This window comes from Sphingomonas segetis, assembly GCF_009720245.1.
Lineage (GTDB): Bacteria > Pseudomonadota > Alphaproteobacteria > Sphingomonadales > Sphingomonadaceae > Sphingomicrobium > Sphingomicrobium segetis.
The window spans coordinates 1-13,719 of the sequence record NZ_WJSQ01000067.1; the positions used below are offsets into that span (position 1 = coordinate 1).

Sequence of the window (13,719 nt, forward strand, 5' to 3'; positions counted from 1 at the left end):
CGCACCGACGTCGAGCCCGCGGTAACGCGCATGCGGCCGTCGTTCCCGATCCGCCGACGCCGCATCATCCCGACGCCGTCCAGCCAGCCTTCCTGCCCCGCCAGCGCGTTGCCGTAGGAGGCCGTCAGCGGCGCCGGCTCGACGGCGATCGCTTCCCAGGCGGCGCCGAGCTCGTCGGCGACGATCTGTGCAAGCCCGGTCCAGATGCCCTGTCCGGTCTCGACCTGCGGAACGGCGACCGTGACTCGCCCGTCGCGCGCGATCTTGATGAAGTTCCCGAACGCCTCCTCGCCTTTGCGCCTGGCAAGCTCGCTGTGGAGGTGCCGGGGCCACAGCGCCACGGCGACGACCAAACCGACGCCGGCGCCGCCCCCGATCAGCAATGTCCGCCGGTCGAGGTTCAATGGGCGAATTGGGCCTTGAGCGCGCGGCGATCGATCTTGCCCGTGCCGAGCTTGGGCAGCGGCGCGTCGGCGAAGATGATCCGCGCGGGGATCTTGAATTTGGCGAGGCGGCCGTCGAGGAACGCGCGGAGATCCTCTTCGCCGAGCTTCCTGCCGTCATTCGCCAGGACGACCGCGACGGGCACCTCGCCGAGCCGCTCGTCGGGCGCGCCGAACACCGACACTTCGGCGACGGCGGGGCAAGCGTAGAACTCCGCCTCGACTTCGGCGGCTGAGATATTTTCGCCGCCGCGGATAATGATCTCCTTCTTTCGGTCGACGATGAACAGATAGCCGTCCTCGTCAAGGTAGCCGACGTCGCCGGTTCGGACGAAACGGTCGGGCGTGAAAAGCGCCGCGGTGGCTTCCGGGTTGCGCCAGTAGCCCTTGATGTCGGCCGCGGAGCGGATCGCGATCTCACCGATCTCTCCGGCCGGCAGTCGGCGGTCGCCATCGCCGAGGATCGCCAATTCGACGAACGGCGCGGCGCGGCCGGTCGATCCCGGCTTCTGCGCATAATTGCTCCAGAAGTTGAGGGCGCCGACGGCATTGGTCTCGGTCAGGCCGTACCCCAGGGCCGGCTGCGCGTGCGGGAATGCGTCCCTCAGCCGCTCGACATGGCTGACCGGCCGCGGCGCCCCGCCGGCCGTGATGTCCTTGAGAGATGACAGATCGTACTTGTGCCGGTCGGGGTGAGTCATGAGCTCGAGGCTCATGGTCGGCACCCCGACGAAATAGGTGATCTTCTCCTTCTCGATCAGCCGCAGCGCCTCGGCCGCATCCCACTTGGGCATGATCACCATGCAGCGGCCGACGACGAAGCTGTTGAGCATCACCGGCACCTCGCCGGTGACGTGGAACAGTGGCACGCTGAGCAAGGTGCGCGGCGGGGTCGCCGGCGCGCGGCCTTCCTGGGTCAGCAGGCCGAGGAGCACGATCAGCCCGGTCGCATAAATGTAGGTGCCGGTCACGACCGCGCGGTGGGTCGAAAGCGCGCCCTTGCACAATCCGGTCGAGCCGGAGGTGAAAAGGATCGTCGCCTCGTCCTTAGGCCCAACGTCCGGTAGCTCGATCGCCTCGTCGGCGGCGAGGAGTTCCGCCAGCGCCTGCCCGACCGGCTGGTCGATCGCGACGCCGAGGACGTCGCAGTCGCTGCAGCGTTCCGCGATCCGCTTGGCGCGCGGCGCGTCGGCGATAATCAGCTTCGGCTCGGTCAGCCGGATCGCATGCTCCATCTCGGCCGGCTCCCACCAGCCGTTGAGCAAGGTCGCGACCGCGCCGGCCTTGAGCAGGCCCATGTAGGCGAGCACGGACGAGGGGCAGTTGCGCATCGCGATTCCGACGCGGTCGCCCTTTGTTATGCCCCGCGCCGCGAAACCGCGCGCGACCCGCTCCGACAACGCGTCGAGGTCGGCGAAGGTGAACCGCTCCGCGCCCGCAACCAGCGCTTCATTGTCGGCGTTGAGCGCGCAGAAGGTACGGAAGAATTGCGGAAGCGTCGCGGGCAAGTTCTCGACGATGGCGCGGCCGAGATCGTCCCGGCCGATGACGAGCCGCCCCCCGGGTCCGATAACTCGTGCGAGTTCCTCGTCGAAGCGGCGGTCCAACGCGCTGGGCATACTCGTGTGACTTCCTTTGCCTTTCGTCCGACCAACCTTATGAGGCGCTGAACATCGATGGGGAAGTCCTTGCAAGCCGCGGCCGACAACTCGCAATTCACCGCTTTCCCCGACCTTGGGCTGTCGCCGATCGCGCTCCACCTCGGGCCGTTCGACCTTCGTTGGTACAGCCTCGCTTATCTGGCCGGTATCTTCATCGGCTACTGGTACCTGCTGAAGCTGTTGAAGCAGCCCGGCGCGCCGCTCGCCCGCCGCCACGCCGACGACCTCGTCTTCTACGCCGCGCTCGGGATCATCATCGGCGGGCGCATCGGCTACGTGCTGTTCTACAATCTCGGCGAATATCTCAGCCATCCGATCGAAATGCTTAAGCTGTGGGACGGCGGAATGTCCTTCCACGGCGGAGTCATCGGCACCTCGCTCGGAATCTTCTACTTCGCGCACAAGGAGAAGCTCTCCTGGCTGCGCATTCACGACTATGTCGCCTGCTGCGTCCCTTTTGGCCTGTTCTTCGGGCGCCTCGCCAATTTCGTGAACCAGGAGCTGTGGGGAGCGGAGACGCACGTCCCCTGGGCAATCCGCTTCGTCGAAATGACCGCATACGGCCCGGTTCTCGGCCCACCGCGGCACCCGAGCCAGCTGTATGAGGCGGTGCTCGAAGGCATCCTCCTGTTCGCGATCCTCGGCTGGATGTTTTGGAAGACCCGGGCCCGCTACGAGCCGGGAAAGCTGGTGGGCGCCTTCCTGTTCTTCTACGGAATCTTCCGCTTCTGCATCGAGTTCATCCGCGAGCCCGACAATCAGCTCGTCCAATTCTCGCAGGCGACCGGCCTCCACATGGGCCAGTGGCTGTCGCTGCCGATGATCCTCGGCGGGCTGTGGCTGATGTGGACCGCGAAACGCCGGCGCGTTCGGGTCGAGCCGACACTGGGCCCCGCCAGCGTCTCGTGACGCCGCTCGAGCGCGCGCTCCGCGAGCGCATCCAGGCGGAGGGGCCGATCACCGTCGAGTCGTTCATGCAGGCGTGCAACGACTTTTATTACGTAACCCGCGACCCGCTCGGCGCGCGCGGCGACTTCACCACCGCGCCGGAAATCAGCCAGATGTTCGGCGAGATGGCCGGCGCCTGTCTCGCCGATAGCTGGAAGCGGGCGGGAGCGCCCGCCGACGCAGTCTATGCGGAGCTCGGGCCGGGGAGGGGCACGCTCGCCGCCGATGCGCTTCGGGTGCTCCGCTCGGCAGGGTTCGCGGGCGAGGTGCATTTCGTGGAGACAAGCCCCGTGCTGCGCGACATGCAGAAGCAGGCTGTGCCCACGGCGCACTGGCATGAGCGGGTCGACGACCTTCCGGCGCAGCCGTTGCTTCTGGTCGCCAACGAATTCCTCGACGCGCTGCCCATCCGCCAGCATTCCGGCGGCATCGAGCGCCGAGTGATGGTCGCGGCGGGCGGTCTCGCGTTCGACCGCGACGGCGAAATCATCGAGAGCTCGCCCGCGCGCGACGAGGCGATCGCGTCGATCGCACTTTGCCTCTCCACGAAGGGCGGCACCGCGCTCATCATCGACTACGGCCATGCGAAGAGCGCGGCCGGCGACACGCTGCAGGCGCTCCACGCCCACCGCTTCGCACCCGTCCTCGACAAGCCTGGCGAGCAGGACCTGACCGCCCACGTCGATTTCGAGGCGCTCACACGCGCCGCGAGCGAAGCCGGCGCGGTAGTGACGCGCGTCCTCGCTCAGGGCGAATGGCTGGTCCGCCTCGGCATCCACGCCCGTGCGCAGGCGCTGTCGCGCGCCAACCCCGACCGCGCGGGCGAAATCGACGGTGCGCTGCACCGCCTCACCAGCTCCGACGAAATGGGGACTTTGTTCAAGGTCATGGCGATCCACTCGCCGGACTGGCCGGCGCCGGCGGGGCTCGAATGACCCGCGACGCGACGGAGGCGGACCTGCCGGCGGTCGACTGCATCTTCCGCCAGACCTTCTGCGACACCTTCGCGCACCTCTACCGCGAGGAGGACCTTGCAGCCTTCCTGGACAACTTCACGCCGCAGGCATGGAGCGACGAGTTCGCCGACCCGCGTTACCGCTTCCGCGTCGCGGAAGTGGACGGGGAGATCGTCGGCTTCGTGAAGCTCGGTCCGTCCGCGCTTCCAGTCGAAACCGACAAGCGCGCGGCGGAGCTTCGCCAGATCTACGTCCTCGAGGAGCATCACGGCAGCGGCATCGCGGCCGCGCTGAGCGACTGGGCCATCCGCGAGGCGCGGCGACAAGGGTTCGAGGAACTGTACCTCACGGTCTACGTGGATAATCACCGCGCCCGGCGCTTTTACGAACGCTATGGATTCGAGGCCGTCGGCCGCTACGACTTCATGGTCGGCAGCCAGGCCGACGAGGACATCATCATGCGCAAGGCGCTGTGAGCGAGGTCGAAGTCATCCGCGCGGTCTCGCTCGGCGACTGCCCGCACGGCTTTCTCGGCCGGCGCGGCGGCGTGTCGGTGGGAGCGCTCGCCGGCCTCAACGTCGGCTACGGCAGCAAGGACGATCGCGCTGCCATCGACGAGAACCGTCGCCTCGGCATTGCTGCGCTGCTGCCGGACGCGAAGCTCGCGACCGTTCATCAGGTCCATTCGGCCGAGGTCGTTCATGCCGAGGCGCCATGGCCGATGGACGGGCGCCCGCGCGCCGACGCGATGGTCACCGACCGGCCGAACCTGCTACTCGGAATTCTCACGGCGGATTGTGCGCCGGTGCTGTTCGCCGATCACAAGGCGGGGGTAGTTGGCGCTTCCCACGCCGGCTGGCGCGGAGCGCTCGCCGGAGTCACCGATTCGACCATAGCCGCAATGGAGCGTCTCGGCGCTCGGCGCGGCAATATCCACGCCGCCGTCGGCCCCTGCATCGGCCAGGCCTCCTACGAAGTCGACGACGATTTCCGCGCGCGCTTCGTGACTATCGATCCGGATAATGCGCGCTTCTTCGCCGCGGGCCCCGCCGGCAAACCGCATTTCGACCTCGAGGCCTATGTCGTTCGCCAGCTGATCGCCGCCGGGGTCGGCGAGGTCGAGGCGCTGAACCTCGACACCTTTGCCGATCCAGAACGCTTCTACAGCTACCGCCGCGCGACCAACCGCGGCGAAGCGGATTACGGGCGCCAGCTCAGCGCCATCGCGCTTCGCTAACGGCCACAAGCGCAGCTTATCGAATGCGGCTCTCGAGTTGATTGGCGCACCCGCGCGTCAGGCGCTAAGGCGCGCGCATATCAGGAGACCCGAATTGTCCGAGGAATATGACCCCATGCCGTCGAGCCGGCGCCTTCCCAAGCAGACCCCGACCACGATCGGCAATCACAAGCTGAGCCCGGCGACCCTCATGATGGGCTACGGCTACGATCCGGCGCTGTCCGAAGGCTCGCTCAAGGCGCCGATCTTCCTCACCTCGACCTTCGTTTTCGAAAAGGCCGCCGACGGCAAGCGCTTCTTCGAAGGGATCACCGGCAAGCGGCCCGGCGGCGGCACTGCCGAGGGGCTGGTTTATTCTCGCTTCAATGGCCCCAACCAGGAAATCCTCGAGGACCGCCTGCGCATCTGGGAGGACGCGGAGTCGGCACTGACCTTTTCCAGCGGGATGACCGCGATCGCCATCCTGCTGCTGTCGCACGTCCGTCCCGGCGACGTGGTGATCCACTCCGGCCCGCTCTACGCTGCGAGCGAGAGCGTCATCGACAAGATCCTGCCGCAGTTCGGCGTCGGCTTCGTCGATTTCCCCGCCGGCGCGACGCGCGAGGAGCTGGATGCGGTGATGGCGCAGGCGAAAGCCAAGGGCCGCGTAGCGATGATCTATCTCGAAAGCCCGGGCAATCCGACCAACGTGCTGGTCGATGTCGAAGCGGTCCACGCCGCGCGCGCCGCCGCTTTCGCCGGCGATGCCGAGCTTCCGCCAATCGCGATCGACAATACCTTCCTCGGGCCGCTGTGGGCCAAGCCGCTCGCGCAGGGCGCCGACGTCAGCGTCTACAGCCTCACCAAATATGCCGGCGGCCACAGCGATCTCGTCGCCGGCGCCCTGGTCGGTAACCGCTCGGTGATCGACAAGGCGCGGCTGATGCGCAACACGCTGGGCGGGATCTGCGATCCCAACACCGCGTGGATGCTTCTGCGCAGCCTCGAGACGCTCGAGCTTCGGATGGACAAGGCCGGAGAGAACGCGGCGAAGGTGTGCGCATTCCTGCGCGATCATCCCAAGGTGGAGAAGGTCGGCTATCTCGCCTTCCTCGAAGAGGGCTCGCGCCAGGAGGACATCTACCGCCGCCATTGCACCGGCGCCGGCTCGACCTTCTCGCTCTACCTGAAGGGCGGGGAGAAAGAGGCGTTCGCCTTCCTCGACGCGCTGCAGATCGCGCACCTCGCGGTCAGCCTCGGCGGCACCGAGACGCTGGCCAGCGCGCCGGCGGCGATGACGCATCTGTCCGTGCCCGAGGAACGCAAGGCGCAGCTCGGGATCACCCCGAACCTCGTGCGCATCTCGATCGGCGTCGAGGATCCCGACGACCTCATCGCCGACTTCGCCCACGCGCTGGACTCGATTTAGCTTACCCTGGCGGAGGCCGGGGCTAGGCGGCGGCGCTTCCGCGCCGTTATTTGCTTGAGGCTGGCCCCTCGCCTTCGCCGGGGAACATTTTCGCCAATGCTGCACCGCGCACTCGCCTTAAGCGGCATTTCATCGTATAAATCCGCGCTCGGGGGCAGCACCGATGAACGCAAACACATCGCACAAGCGCAGGTTTCTAATTGCCGGCGCGGTCGTTCTCGCGGTCGCGGCCGGCGGCTATCAACTGGCGCAACTCTACCCGTCGGTCGGACCGACCGAAGGCGCGATGGCGCCGGCGCAGCGCTACGTCGATTCGCTCGGTGACGGAGGCATCCCCGCGCATGGTCGCTACATCCTCGTCGACGCCGCGTCCGCGCGGCTGTTCATGATCGAAGACGGCCACGTGCGCGACACGATGAAGGTGATCGTCGGCAAGCCGACCTCGGCAACGCCGGCAATCCGCAGCGTGATCTATTATGCGACCCTGAACCCCTACTGGAACGTCCCGCCCGATCTCGCGCAGAAGATCATCGCGCCGCTGGTGCTCAAATACGGCGACGATTACCTGAACTACCGGGGCTATGAGGTCGTCAGCAGCTTCGCTCAGCCGAAGGTGCTTTCGCCCGACAGCGTCGACTGGAAAGCCGTCGCGGCGGGGAAAACGCAGATCAAGCTTCGTCAGCGGCCCGGCCCGTCGAATTCCATGGGCCAGATGAAGTTCGACCTTGCGAACGCCAACGGCATCTATCTCCACGACACGCCGCATAAAGAGCTGTTCGCCAAGGACGAGCGCAGCCTCAGCAACGGCTGCGTCCGCCTCGAAGACGCGGAGAGACTGGCCCGCTGGCTCCTCGGGAAGGAGCCGTCTGTCGACGTTACTGCCCCCGAGCAGCACGTTCCCATCCCCGGCGCGGTGCCAATCACCATCGCCTACCTCGATTCCGGCGCGCAGAAGCAGTTGGCAGGGCTGCAGTAGGGCGTCGCTCTACGCTCCCCAATCCGCCACCGACCAGCCGCGCTGCTCGGCGAGGCGGCGCAGCTTGCCGTGGGGGTTTACCGCGACCGGCTCGTCGGCCCATTCGAACGCGGGACGGTCGGACACGTGATCGGAATAGAAGCGGACGTGGCCGTGGACGCCCTTTAGGCCTGATCGCTCCACCCAGTCGGCGATCATCTGCATCTTTGCCGGCCCATAACAATTATCTCCGGCAATCTTTGCATGGACGCGATCGTCGAGGCCGGTGACGGATCCAGTGCCGATCACGTCGTCGAAGCCGAGGCGCCGCGCGATCGCGTCGGCGTAGAGCCGGTAAGATGCAGTCGCCAGGACGACGCGGCGCCCCTCCGCCTTGTCGCGCGCGATCGCCCGCCGAGCGCCCGGCCGGATATTCGACGCGACCTGCGTGTCGGCGAAGCTGTCGACGAGCGGCTCGAGCTCGCGCGAATGGACACGCGCGCCGAGCAGCAGCCGATGGTTGATCTCCTTGAGCCGCGCGCGGTCGATCAGCCGAGCCGCATAGGCGAACATCGACAGCAGCACGACCGGCAGCAACAGCAGCCGCCACGGCGCTCGGCGCAGCGCGCAATGCAGCAGGAACGGCGTGTAGGTCGCATGCTTGGTCACGGTGCGGTCCATGTCGTAGATCGCGAGGTCGCTCATGCGCGGCCCGCGAGGATCGCTTCGACCAGCGCATGGTCGTCGGGCTTGTCGACGTCCACCGCCGCCAGCGGGTCGCTCAGCACGATCGCGCGAGCGGTTAGTCCGAGCTTGCGTCCCGTCGCCGCGACGCTCTGATCGAGCGTGCGGACGCGCAGCAGGGCACCCAGCAACAGCGCGGGGCCGAGCGCGGAGAGGACGCGCCAGCCCTTCTTGCGGTCCTGCTCCACCGCCCGCCATTGCTCGATCGCCGCGAGCGTCTTGATCGATCCGAGCGCGAACAGGTTGGCGCCGGAATATGCGCCGCCGCGAAAGGCGAGCCAGGTCCGCTGGGTCTGCGGAAGGCGCGCGAGCAGCGGTCTCCGCTCGACGACTCCGATCGCGAGGTCGGCGCCTTGCGCCGCGGCCGTGAACTCCGCGATCATCTGCGCATCGAGCAGTGCGTGGTCGGCGGTCGTGACGATTAGCGGGAAAGCGGTGCTTCGATCGAGCACGATCCGTTCGATCGTCTCCGCGATGCTTCCCGCGGACTTGCGAAATTCGATGCGGGCATCTTCGGGCAGGACTGCCGCAATCCGATCCGGCGACTGGCTCACCACCAGGATCTTCCCGACGCCGCCGCTCTGCAGCAGCGCGCGCACCGGCCGCCGAACCATCGGCTCGCCGCCGACCGGGATCAGCGGCTTGAGGGCGGTCCCGAATTGCTCCGCGAAGGTGTCGCGCCCGGGCCTCGAACCGGCCAGCACGACCGCAGTCCAGCTCATGCTTCGAGCCAGGAGACCAGCTTCTTGCCGCGCGCCGTGAGCTCGCGCGCCTGCGCCAGCCGGACCGCGTGGAAGATCAGGCTCGCCAGAGTCCACCAGGCGACCAGTTCGAGCCCGATGTCGGCCCGCGCGAACAACAGCGAACCGACGAGGATCACCATGTTCGGGTTGCGCCGCGCGGTGATCAGCCGGAATTGGCTGTCGACCGGCCGCCACACGTGGATCTCCATCTTCAGCCGCTTGATGAAGATGCCCTCAATGATCCGCTGCGCGACATAGCCGCCGACGATCGTCCAAAGCACCATCGTCGCAACTACCGGCTCGAGCGGGCGCCCGTAGGCCGCCAGCCCATGCTCCCAAGCCCAGTACCAGAAGGGCGGATGGACGAGGTCGATGCCGTGGTCGAACACCTCGCCCCATTTCGACGAGGCGCCGGTCACCCGCGCGAGTTTGCCATCGACCGTGTCGAGCACCATGAAGATGAAGCCCGACAGTACGCCGAGCCAAAATTCGCCGCGCCAGAAGAGGATGAAGGCGAGCACGCACAGCGCCGCGCCGACGAAGGTCACCGCATTCGGCGCGATCCCCGCCTGCGCCGCCCAGCGGGTGAGGTAGAAAGCCGGCTTGCGCCAAAGGTAGAGCGTCAGCGCGTCGGTCACGCCCTTGTAGGCGGCGTCGTAGGCGGCGCGCTCGACCGGTTCCGGGTCTTCTGCGTCCAGCCAGATCACGAACGGTCGCTCGCGCTTCCTGAGCTCGGCATAGCTGAGCTCGGCCGTCTCCGCCGGCAGCGCTTCGTACCCCTCGACAAGCTGGCGATCTTCGAGCCCGGCCGCCGCCGCCGCGAGGTTCCCGTTGACCGGCACGTGAATCATCACCGGCTCGTCGCCGAGGGTCAGCGCCGTGCCGGGTCGGGTGCGCATCGCCTTCAGCCAGGCCGGGTCCCAGGCGTAGCGCATGCTCGCGAGCAGCATCGCGCGGCCGGGCTCCGGCTGCTCCGCACAATCGAAGCCCGCGTTCGTGGCCAGCCGGCACGCCCGCTCGCGCGCGCTCATCCCGAACGGCCGCGCGTCGTTGGTGCCGACGGGCACGAACAAAAGGGCCGGGTCGCTCGCCATCCGCGCGGGCATAAAGTGCCGTTCGGCCGCAGGAAAGGGGCGCGGTTATCCGGCGACTTGCCGTGCCAGCGTTAATCGCGCATCACTTGCGCGGGATGGCCGATCTCGATGGGCAGGAGGGGGAAGACCCGAACGGCTCGGTGTACCGGGTCGCCGGTGCGCTGACGATCACGCGCGCGGCGACCACGCAGCGCGAGATCGACGCTCTTCCCGACCCGGTCACGATCGACCTGTCCGACATCAATCGCATGGACACGGTCGGCGCGTGGATCATCTACCGCACCGTGCGCGACCGCGGAGCCAAGGTGATCGGCGCCAGCCGCGACGAAGTCAGCCTGCTTGAGCAGGTCGGCGAGTTCGACAAGCCCGCCCGGGTGACTCCCGAGGAGCCTGGGAGCGCAATCCGCGTCCTCAAGGAGATCGGCGAGTGGGTCGCCGAAACCGGCGCCACGCTGGTGGGCCTGCTCGGATTCTTCGGTGCGACCCTGATCGGGTTCGCCAACGTCATCCGGCGACCGAAGCGGTTCCGCGTTAACGCCGTGATCCAGCGCTTCGACGTGGTCGGCGTGCGCGCTCTCGGGATCATCGGGCTGATGAGCTTCCTCATCGGTATCGTCATCGCCCAGCAGGGGTCGGTCCAGCTCGCCCAGTTCGGCGCCCAGATCTACACGATCAACCTGATCGGCCGCATCACCGTGCGTGAGCTCGGGACGTTGATGACCGCGATCATGGTCGCGGGCCGCTCGGGCTCGGCCTTCGCTGCGCAGCTCGGCACGATGAAGATCACTGAGGAAATCGACGCGATGCGCACCATCGGCGTTTCGCCGATCGAAGCGTTGGTCGTGCCGCGGATCATCTCGGCGGTGGTGATGATGCCGCTGCTTTCCTTCTGGGCGATGCTGATGGCGCTAATCGGCGGCGGCGTTTTCGTCTGGTTCTCGCTCGAGATCCCGCCAATCACCTATATCCAGCGGCTTCAGGAAGTCACACCGATCACCGATTTGTGGGTCGGGCTGATCAAGGCGCCGGTGTTCGGCTTCATCATCGCGCTCGCCGGCTGCTTCCAGGGAATGCTGGTCGAGGGCAACAGCGAAGAGGTCGGGACCCGCACGACCACCGCCGTTGTCCAGTCGATCTTCATGGTCATCGTCCTCGACTCGGTTTTCGCGGTTTTCTTCTCGAACATCGGGTGGATATGACCGACGTCCCGAAGAAGCTCGATCCGACGACGGTCCCCGACGGATGTCAGCCGATCATCGAGGTGCGCGGGCTGCGTAACAGCTTCGGCGAGCAGGTCATCCACCAGGACCTGGACCTCACCGTTTGCCGCGGGGAAATCCTCGGCGTGGTCGGCGGCTCGGGCACCGGCAAGTCGGTTCTGCTGCGCTCGATCATCGGCCTGCAGACTCCCGATGAAGGCAATATCGAGGTGCTCGGCGAGAACATGATCGGCCGCGACGAGGACGAGGCCAAGAACATCCGCCGCCGTTGGGGAATCCTGTTCCAGAACGGCGCCTTGTTTTCGACCCTGACCGTCGCCGAAAATGTTGAGGTGCCGATCCGCGAATATTTTCCGTACCTCAAGCCCCCGCTTCTCGACGAGATCGCCTCGTACAAGATCGCGATGGGCGGCCTGCCGGCCAACGCGGGGCCCAAATTCCCGTCCGAGCTTTCGGGCGGGATGGTCAAGCGCGCCGGCCTCGCCCGAGCGCTCGCCCTCGACCCCGAGCTGCTGTTCCTCGACGAGCCCACGGCGGGTCTTGATCCGATTGCAGCGGCGGCGTTCGACGAGCTGATCCGCTCGCTCCAGAAGCGGCTCGACCTCACCGTATTCTTGATCACCCACGACCTCGATACGCTTCACTCGATCTGCGACCGCATCGCGGTGCTTGCCGACAAGAAGGTCGTTGCGGTCGGAACGATCCCGGAACTATTGGCTCTGGACCATCCTTGGATACAAGAATATTTCAACGGGCCGCGGGGGCGTGCCGCTGCGGATAGCTACGAGCACGAGGTCACCGCCTGATGGAAACCAGATCGAACTATGTGATGGTCGGCGCCGTGACCGTGGCGCTGCTCGTCGGCACGCTGCTGTTCATCGTTTGGCTCGCGGGTCTGTCGGGCAAGTCGACCAAGTGCTACGACATCTACTTCCCGGCGGTCGGCGGGATCGCCAAGGGGTCGAACGTCAGCTTCTCCGGCGTGCCGGTCGGTCAGGTCAGCAAGATCTCGCTTCTGCCCAACCGTCCCGAGTTCGTGTGGGTGCGGATCGAAGTCGACCAGCAGACGCCGGTGCTCCAGGGGACGACCGCCGAAATCCACAGCATCAGCCTCGCCGGCGCGAACGAAATTCAGCTCAACGGGGCCGAACGCGGCCACCCGCCGATTACCCAGGTCGGACCGCAAGGCTGCCCCGTGGTGCCGGCGAGCGCGAGCGGGCTCAGCGCCCTGCTCAACAGCGCACCCGAGCTGCTCGCGCGCATCCAGCGCCTGACCGAGCGCCTGACCGAGCTGCTCAGCGACAAGAACCAGAACGCGATCGCCGACATCCTCGAGAATATCGACGCGACTACCGCGGTGCTGCGTGAGCGCGCGCCCGAGATGGCGGACGCCATTGCCGACGTGCGGATCGCCGCGCGCAATGCCGGAATTGCCGCCAACAACATCGCGGCGCTGTCGGCCAACACCAACCGGCTGGTGACCGACCAAGGCAGGCCGGCCGTCGAGAATCTCAACAAGGCGATCGTCTCCGCCCGGCAGGCGGCCGACAACCTCAACGCGATGATCAGCGACGCCCGCCCGGGCGTCCAGAATTTCAGCAAATCGACCCTGCCCGAAGCGAACAGGCTGGTACGCGACCTTCGCGACTTGTCGCAGTCGCTCGAGCAGGTTTCGGACCGCATCAACCGGCAGGGCATCGGCGGCGCGCTGGGGCCGCAGAAGCTGCCCGACTACAAGCCTGGGAAACGCCAATGAACCTGCTGCCTCGTCTCGCTCCCCTTCTTGCCGCCGTCGCGCTCAGCGGCTGTTCGGTCAGCAGCCTGCTGGGCGGAGGCTCCAAGGTCCCGCCGACTCTCCAGACCCTCACGTCCGAAGCCCCCGATCCGGGCAACGTGGCGCGCAGCGCAGCTGCCGGTCAGGCGGTGACGGTCCTGACGCCGCTGATCTCGAACGAGCTGAACACGGTGCGCGTGCCGGTTCACCTCTCGCCGACCGACGTCCAGTATGTGACCGACCTGCAGTGGGTCGACACGCCCGACAGGCTGTTCCAGCACCTCGTCGAGGAGACCATCCGGCGGGCGACCGATCGGGTCGTTCTCGATCCCAATCAGAGCGGGCTCGATCCCGGTGTGACGCTGCACGGCGAGCTCGACCGCTTCGGCTACGACGCGCAGACCGGCCAGGTCGTGGTTGCCTATAACGGCTCGCTGGCGAGCGCCGGCGGGGCGGAGGTCCAGACCCGCCGCTTCGTGGCGAACGCGCCGTCGGACGGCACCGCCGCCAGTGTCGGGCCGGCGCTGAACCACGCC

At 67.0% G+C, this 13,719-nt stretch carries 15 protein-coding genes; 10 read left to right on the forward strand and 5 right to left on the reverse strand.

Annotation, left to right across the window (positions count from 1 at the left end):
* Together GH737_RS08115 and GH737_RS08120 are read right to left on the reverse strand one after the other, a co-directional pair.
* On the reverse strand, positions 1–404 hold a 404-nt coding region (locus GH737_RS08115), incomplete at its 3' end, for a molybdopterin cofactor-binding domain-containing protein (RefSeq protein WP_230558702.1).
* Positions 401–2,062, reverse strand: a complete 1,662-nt coding sequence (locus tag GH737_RS08120) for a class I adenylate-forming enzyme family protein (protein WP_155264336.1) — start codon at positions 2,060–2,062, stop codon at positions 401–403. The genes GH737_RS08115 and GH737_RS08120, both read right to left, overlap by 4 nt.
* 57 nt (positions 2,063–2,119) lie before the next feature.
* On the opposite strand from GH737_RS08120, the gene lgt reads away from it, so the two are divergent.
* From lgt to GH737_RS08150, 6 genes are all read left to right on the forward strand, one after another.
* Positions 2,120–3,013 (forward strand): prolipoprotein diacylglyceryl transferase, encoded by an 894-nt coding sequence (gene lgt / locus GH737_RS08125; protein ID WP_155264337.1) that lies wholly within the window; start codon positions 2,120–2,122, stop codon positions 3,011–3,013.
* A complete protein-coding gene (locus GH737_RS08130) occupies positions 3,010–3,987 on the forward strand; it encodes a class I SAM-dependent methyltransferase (protein WP_338061775.1) in 978 nt (325 codons plus the stop codon). Before lgt ends, GH737_RS08130 begins: the two co-directional genes overlap by 4 nt.
* A complete protein-coding gene (locus tag GH737_RS08135; protein ID WP_155264338.1) occupies positions 3,984–4,484 on the forward strand; it encodes a GNAT family N-acetyltransferase in 501 nt (166 codons plus the stop codon). Before GH737_RS08130 ends, GH737_RS08135 begins: the two co-directional genes overlap by 4 nt.
* Positions 4,481–5,245 (forward strand): peptidoglycan editing factor PgeF, encoded by a 765-nt coding sequence (gene pgeF, locus GH737_RS08140; RefSeq protein ID WP_155264339.1) that lies wholly within the window; start codon positions 4,481–4,483, stop codon positions 5,243–5,245. The genes GH737_RS08135 and pgeF overlap by 4 nt, the downstream gene beginning before the upstream one ends.
* Positions 5,246–5,360: 115 nt before the next feature.
* Complete coding sequence (locus GH737_RS08145; protein WP_155264350.1) at positions 5,361–6,653, forward strand: cystathionine gamma-synthase family protein; 1,293 nt, start codon at positions 5,361–5,363, stop codon at positions 6,651–6,653.
* Positions 6,654–6,816: 163 nt separating this feature from the next.
* Positions 6,817–7,629, forward strand: coding sequence for a L,D-transpeptidase family protein (locus tag GH737_RS08150; RefSeq protein ID WP_155264340.1), 813 nt, complete (start codon positions 6,817–6,819; stop codon positions 7,627–7,629).
* A gap of 9 nt (positions 7,630–7,638) precedes the next feature.
* Here GH737_RS08150 and GH737_RS08155 read toward each other — a convergent pair whose 3' ends face one another.
* Genes GH737_RS08155 through GH737_RS08165 form a run of 3 tightly spaced genes read right to left on the reverse strand, consistent with a single transcriptional unit; the run spans position 7,639 to position 10,189 of the window.
* Positions 7,639–8,313 carry an HAD family hydrolase gene (locus tag GH737_RS08155; RefSeq protein ID WP_155264341.1) on the reverse strand — a complete coding sequence of 225 codons (675 nt, stop codon included), beginning with the start codon at positions 8,311–8,313 and terminating at the stop codon, positions 7,639–7,641.
* Entirely contained in the window at positions 8,310–9,074 is a 765-nt protein-coding gene (locus GH737_RS08160) for a nucleotidyltransferase family protein (protein WP_155264342.1), read from the reverse strand. Before GH737_RS08160 ends, GH737_RS08155 begins: the two co-directional genes overlap by 4 nt.
* Entirely contained in the window at positions 9,071–10,189 is a 1,119-nt protein-coding gene (locus tag GH737_RS08165) for a CDP-alcohol phosphatidyltransferase family protein (protein ID WP_155264343.1), read from the reverse strand. The genes GH737_RS08160 and GH737_RS08165 overlap by 4 nt, the downstream gene beginning before the upstream one ends.
* Before the next feature lie 95 nt (positions 10,190–10,284).
* On the opposite strand from GH737_RS08165, the gene GH737_RS08170 reads away from it, so the two are divergent.
* The 4 genes from GH737_RS08170 to GH737_RS08185 form a co-directional block, all read left to right on the forward strand.
* Positions 10,285–11,388, forward strand: a complete 1,104-nt coding sequence (locus tag GH737_RS08170) for an ABC transporter permease (RefSeq protein ID WP_155264344.1) — start codon at positions 10,285–10,287, stop codon at positions 11,386–11,388.
* A complete protein-coding gene (locus GH737_RS08175; protein ID WP_155264345.1) occupies positions 11,385–12,215 on the forward strand; it encodes an ABC transporter ATP-binding protein in 831 nt (276 codons plus the stop codon). The genes GH737_RS08170 and GH737_RS08175 overlap by 4 nt, the downstream gene beginning before the upstream one ends.
* A complete protein-coding gene (locus GH737_RS08180) occupies positions 12,215–13,165 on the forward strand; it encodes an MlaD family protein (RefSeq protein ID WP_155264346.1) in 951 nt (316 codons plus the stop codon). The genes GH737_RS08175 and GH737_RS08180 overlap by 1 nt, the downstream gene beginning before the upstream one ends.
* The coding region (locus GH737_RS08185; protein WP_155264347.1) for an ABC-type transport auxiliary lipoprotein family protein at positions 13,162–13,719 on the forward strand (558 nt) is incomplete at its 3' end. The genes GH737_RS08180 and GH737_RS08185, both read left to right, overlap by 4 nt.

Bases quoted from the DNA above. Each gene is read 5' to 3' on its own strand.
- GH737_RS08120 (WP_155264336.1), bottom strand. From the start codon at position 2,062: ATGCCCAGCGCGTTGGACCGCCGCTTCGACGAGGAACTCGCACGAGTT.
- lgt (WP_155264337.1), top strand. From the start codon at position 2,120: ATGGGGAAGTCCTTGCAAGCCGCGGCCGACAACTCGCAATTCACCGCT.
- GH737_RS08135 (WP_155264338.1), top strand. From the start codon at position 3,984: ATGACCCGCGACGCGACGGAGGCGGACCTGCCGGCGGTCGACTGCATC.
- GH737_RS08145 (WP_155264350.1), top strand. From the start codon at position 5,361: ATGCCGTCGAGCCGGCGCCTTCCCAAGCAGACCCCGACCACGATCGGC.
- GH737_RS08150 (WP_155264340.1), top strand. From the start codon at position 6,817: ATGAACGCAAACACATCGCACAAGCGCAGGTTTCTAATTGCCGGCGCG.
- GH737_RS08155 (WP_155264341.1), bottom strand. From the start codon at position 8,313: ATGAGCGACCTCGCGATCTACGACATGGACCGCACCGTGACCAAGCAT.
- GH737_RS08160 (WP_155264342.1), bottom strand. From the start codon at position 9,074: ATGAGCTGGACTGCGGTCGTGCTGGCCGGTTCGAGGCCCGGGCGCGAC.
- GH737_RS08165 (WP_155264343.1), bottom strand. From the start codon at position 10,189: ATGGCGAGCGACCCGGCCCTTTTGTTCGTGCCCGTCGGCACCAACGAC.
- GH737_RS08170 (WP_155264344.1), top strand. From the start codon at position 10,285: ATGGCCGATCTCGATGGGCAGGAGGGGGAAGACCCGAACGGCTCGGTG.
- GH737_RS08175 (WP_155264345.1), top strand. From the start codon at position 11,385: ATGACCGACGTCCCGAAGAAGCTCGATCCGACGACGGTCCCCGACGGA.
- GH737_RS08180 (WP_155264346.1), top strand. From the start codon at position 12,215: ATGGAAACCAGATCGAACTATGTGATGGTCGGCGCCGTGACCGTGGCG.